At 55.5% G+C, this 1312-nt stretch carries 1 protein-coding gene; it reads left to right on the top strand.

The genetic code is table 11. From position 1 onward, the window contains the following. Window positions 1–169 precede the first annotated feature (169 nt). Window positions 170–1312 (top strand): glycosyltransferase family 4 protein (locus tag D5S03_RS12575; protein WP_287044269.1); only part of this gene is annotated, 1143 nt, incomplete at its 3' end.

The following is a 1312-nucleotide window of genomic DNA, read 5'->3' as shown; positions in this document are numbered from 1 at the left end:
TCCGGAAAGAAAACCAATGGCTTCGACATCCGGAAAGAAAGACTTTCCGGATGGAAACCAGTTAATTCCTCTTCAATAGTTACAATTATTCAAACCCGACTGACCATGACAATCCGCGCCTGCAGATTTCTTGTCCTGCAGGCGCGCATAACAGGACCGAGCCTCACCCATGACCACTCCCAGCAACAAAAAGATTATGTGGCTGTCACCCATGTGCTGCCTGGACCGCCGAAGCGGGGCTGCTCAACAGATGCGGGCCATTCTCTCCACTCTGGCCGGGGCCGGATGGGAAGCCCATGCAGTGCAGATGGCACTGTTTGATGGCAAGGAAGATTATCCAGTCTCTACAATTGTCGGCGAACAGTTTGCAGTTCCTGAAAACACCGGCAAGACATTCAAACTGGAACAGGACGGAGTCAAACACCTTATCTACTATACTCAGAGCAGTCACAGCCGAAGCAGCCAAGAAACTCAGGGCTTTTTCAACCGGGCCAGGCAGGCTCTGGAGGAAGTCCGGCCTCATGTGGTAATTACCTACGGCAGTTCCAAACTGCTGCAGGCCCTGGTGCAAGAGGCCCGCAAGGTCTGCAGAACCCTGATTTTCTACCTGGCCAACCCCAGCTATTCCCAGGCCGAGCTTTTCCGGCCCTTTGACCAGGTGCTGGTGCCCTCCCGGTTCCAGAGCGACTATTACCGGGAGAAGCTGGGGATCAGAAGCGACATACTGCGAACCCTTCTGCCTCCGACCCAGGTTCCAGATCCCGGCTATACCCTGGCCTGCAAAGAGCCTGAACAGAGGCATAACGGCTTCATCACCTTCATTAATCCGTCCCCTGAAAAAGGCGCCGCACTTTTTGCCAGGCTGGTGCTCATGGCTGAACGGGAGCGGCCAGACCTGACTTTTCTGGCTGTAGAGGGCAGGATGACCGACGAACAATGGCGCAAGGCCGGGCTGGATCTTGCGAGCGTGCGCAACGTGTGGTGGATCCCCAATCAGCAGGAGGTGCGCAGAATATACTCCAGAACGTCGATTCTGATATTTCCTTCATTCTGGAATGAGGCCTCGGGCCGAAGCATTGCCGAGGCTCAGCTGGGAGGCATCCCGGTGGTGGCTTCCAACCATGCCGGCATCCCGGAACAGCTCAATGGGGGCGGCTTTTTGCTGGATATCCCGGCTAAATGCCGCGAAAAATATACCGTGATCCCTGACGAGGAGGAAGTCAGACCCTGGCTGGATACCATATGCAGATTGTGGGATGATGAAAATTTTTACCGGGAGGCGGTCAGGCGGGCTCTGGACTGCGGGACCATG

It is taken from the genome of Desulfonatronospira sp. MSAO_Bac3, assembly GCF_003838035.1.
Taxonomy (GTDB): Bacteria; Desulfobacterota; Desulfovibrionia; order Desulfovibrionales; family Desulfonatronovibrionaceae; genus Desulfonatronospira; species Desulfonatronospira thiodismutans.
This window is presented reverse-complemented; position numbering and strand designations above follow the sequence as displayed.